General features: G+C 38.5%; 2 protein-coding genes. One reads left to right on the top strand and one right to left on the bottom strand.

Annotated elements, in window-relative coordinates; genetic code table 11:
• Window positions 1-609, top strand: a 609-nt coding sequence (locus K6C05_RS04660) for an aminopeptidase (RefSeq protein ID WP_296731839.1), incomplete at its 5' end; no start/stop codon positions are given.
• 155 nt (window positions 610-764) lie between these two features.
• Here the strand turns inward: K6C05_RS04660 and K6C05_RS04655 are convergent.
• The gene (locus tag K6C05_RS04655; RefSeq protein ID WP_296731836.1) at window positions 765-2183 is read right to left on the bottom strand and encodes a serine/threonine-protein kinase; all 1419 of its coding nucleotides are present in this window, start codon (window positions 2181-2183) and stop codon (window positions 765-767) included.
• Between the last annotated feature and the right edge of the window lie 950 nt (window positions 2184-3133).

The following is a 3133-nucleotide window of genomic DNA, read 5'->3' as shown; positions in this document are numbered from 1 at the left end:
ACCAGTGGTCTGGGAACAGATCTCACCGTAAGGCTGCCAAAGGGACATATTTGGGTCGGAGGATCAGAAATAGCTGCTGACAATGTGGAATTTGTTGCCAATATGCCAACTGAAGAGATTTATTCCCTGCCTGACCGGAATGGGGTTGATGGAGTGGTGTATGCCTCCAAACCATTGATTTATCAAGGCAATGTCATAGATGGTATACGGTTAGTCTTTAAGGCTGGAAAGGTGGTAGAATATAGTGCTTCCACGGGCTTGGATAGTCTCAGGCAACTCCTGGATACTGATGATGGGGCAAAACATTTGGGTGAGGTAGCCCTTGTGCCTTATGATTCACCTATTTCAAATAGTGGAATCTTATTTTACAACACCCTATTTGATGAAAATGCAGCCTGTCATTTAGCTTTTGGCAAGGCTTATCCAACCTGTCTTGAGGGGGGAGACAAGATGGATAATGTCGAGCTGGCAAAGCATGGGGTGAATGATTCACTTTTGCATGAGGATTTTATGATTGGTACGCGTGATATGGCAATCATAGGTGCCAGGGAGGATGGCAGCACGCTGCAGATATTCAAGAATGGAAATTTTGTACTGCCTTCCCTTTGATGGGAGGGCCCAAGGGGCACCAGGAGCATTGCTTTGTTGTGCCATTTGGTGTGGCAGATGAGTTATCATAAAAAATAAAAAACTCTGTTACTGGGAGAATGCTTGATAGCAGTATTCAGCAACAGAGTTTTTTTATATGCAATTTCCCTGATAATTCAGTCTCTGTAAAAATTAATCCGTATGCTTTCACCTTTCATGGGTTGGCTTATATTGGGAGCTTCCGGGACATTATGATGAAACCACACATCAACCAGCATCGGATACATGCCGACACCGGTTTTATGCCCGGCCAAGTTATAGTGTAGGATGGTCTTTTCTCCTGGTGGTAGTGGTGACAAGGAGCGTGTTTCGGTTTCTTTTATGTCACCACTATCATAGGTGATTTTTATTTGTGGGTTATCCCAGGTCTTGGTAAGTGAACAGTTGGTAATAACAACATCGATATACCAGCCGGCCGGGAAAATAACTCCATAACCGGGATAATTATCTAAGGAGGTCTTTTCCCAATTTTTATAGATATTCTTATGTATATTTTTGCTGTAAGCCACATTACCATTTATAGATATTTCCATTTCAATAAAGTTAAAATGGCCGGGCTGCAGCTGGTATTTATGAAGAAATTCTCTTTGCATGGGGCTGAGGGTGCTTTCATCTACACCATAGAAGGTAGCGGCTGTATTGTCAGGCTGTTGAGTGGTGGTATCTGAGGTAGATGAATCTGTGGAGGGAGTAGCTTCGGGGGTAGCTTCTTTTACTTGTGGTACATTTTTTTGTAGTGGTTCTTCCTGGGGTAAGGTATTCTGCAGAGATATGCCAAATGCCAGGCAAACCAACAAAACTATCGCCAGTAAAAGCATAATAATTGGTTTTTGCCATTTGTATCGTTTTATGGCCTTTAAAATATCATCTACATTTTGATACCGTAAATCAGGATCCAGAGCATGGCATTTTTTTAGGATTTTACGAAGATATCCTTTATAATCATCGCCCAGAAATTCCTCGAAGGTTATTCCCAGAGCGTATATATCACTGCGCTTATCGGTAGCAGCGTAACCAAATTGTTCCGGCGGCGCATAGCCTTTTGTGCCGAGAAGAACAGTATCAGAAGTTTTGTCCATGCTGCGGTTCAGTCTTGCTGCATCAAAATCTATAAGTACAGGAGAACCATCGTCTCTGATGATGATATTGGACGGTTTTATATCCCTGTGTACCAGCCCCAGGGTATGTATTTCTTTTAAGCCATAACAAAATTTTAAGAGAAGGTCTGGTAGGGCATCAATTTTCAGGTCCCTGTGTTGGAGCTTATCAGCCAGGCTTTTACCGTTAATATATTCCTCTACAACAATCGTCAGGTTTCTGGCATTATCTTCAGCTAAATAGATAATACGGGGATAGAAGCCGGAGGGATGCTCTTTTAAAAGCTTTAATGGCAGACCGGTGCGGAGGATTTCCTTTATGACAAAAATGTCACCATCCTTGTCCGTGACCAGCCAAACCGTTCCTTTTTGTGATTTTTTCAGGACCTGGACTTTATTATATTCTTCATCTAAAAACATTTGTGTAATATCATGCATAGTAATGCTCCAAATAAGGGATTATTGTGTGCTTATTATTAAATAAAAAAACTGCCAAACTCATTGACAGTTATTGATGCTTGCCCAACCGTTCAAAGCTTTTCATAAGCCGTTCCCAATCACTATCAGTGATATAGTCAACATAACGGAGTAACTGGATTTTGAGATAAACATAGTATATATCAGGCGAACCCGCTGAGGTTTGTTATTGTCTGCACCTACTATGCTTCCTGACACAGTCATATTAACATAACAACTATGAAAAAACAATAAGTGAATATTATATGACATTTAATTGCCTGTATTATCATGATTGTTGTTTCCGTTAAAGAATTATTTTATAGCGAATGGTAGAGATAAAATATAATTTATAATGTAATAATATCAAATATCATAATAATATTCAATAAATAACAAAAAATATAGAAATTAAATGAAAGATTTTACATTATTAATAATAAGTTTTATTTAAGGGAAATAGTGTTACAAATTCATACTATTGTTCCATTGGGACACCAAAATGAAAATGATATATGGGATAATAACGAATAGAGAGCATAATGAAAAAAGTAAGTAATTGAACAAGTTTTCAGAGGACAAGTGGTATAATGTCAAGATTTTGTAAGAGCTGTGGAAAAGAATTGGCACAAGACGATGTGTTCTGCAAAAAAATGTGGTACAAAAAGTAGCATTTCTAGTGTACAGGCACCTGGACCAGGGTCAATCCTACAGATGCCAGTAAATAATGTCGAAAAAAAACATTAGAAAGAAAAAGATGATGATTGCTATTGCAATCATTATTGTATTTTTTATAAGTTTAATGTCATTATACGGAGGAAATAATTCTCCGATAGCTGTAAAAGCTGATAATATGTTGAATGAATATATTAGTGATCCAGGGGGATGCTAATAAGAAATATCAGGGGAATAATGTAAGTATCACCGGAAAA

The organism is Anaerovibrio sp. (assembly GCF_024697385.1).
Lineage (GTDB): Bacteria > Bacillota > Negativicutes > Selenomonadales > Selenomonadaceae > Anaerovibrio.
The sequence above is the reverse complement of the archived record's forward strand: the minus strand, read 5'-3'. Positions and strand labels throughout refer to the sequence as shown.

What these genes read in the sequence shown, in the direction of transcription:
- K6C05_RS04655 (WP_296731836.1), bottom strand. Translation starts at nt 2,183, where the DNA reads ATGCATGATATTACACAAATGTTTTTAGATGAAGAATATAATAAAGTC.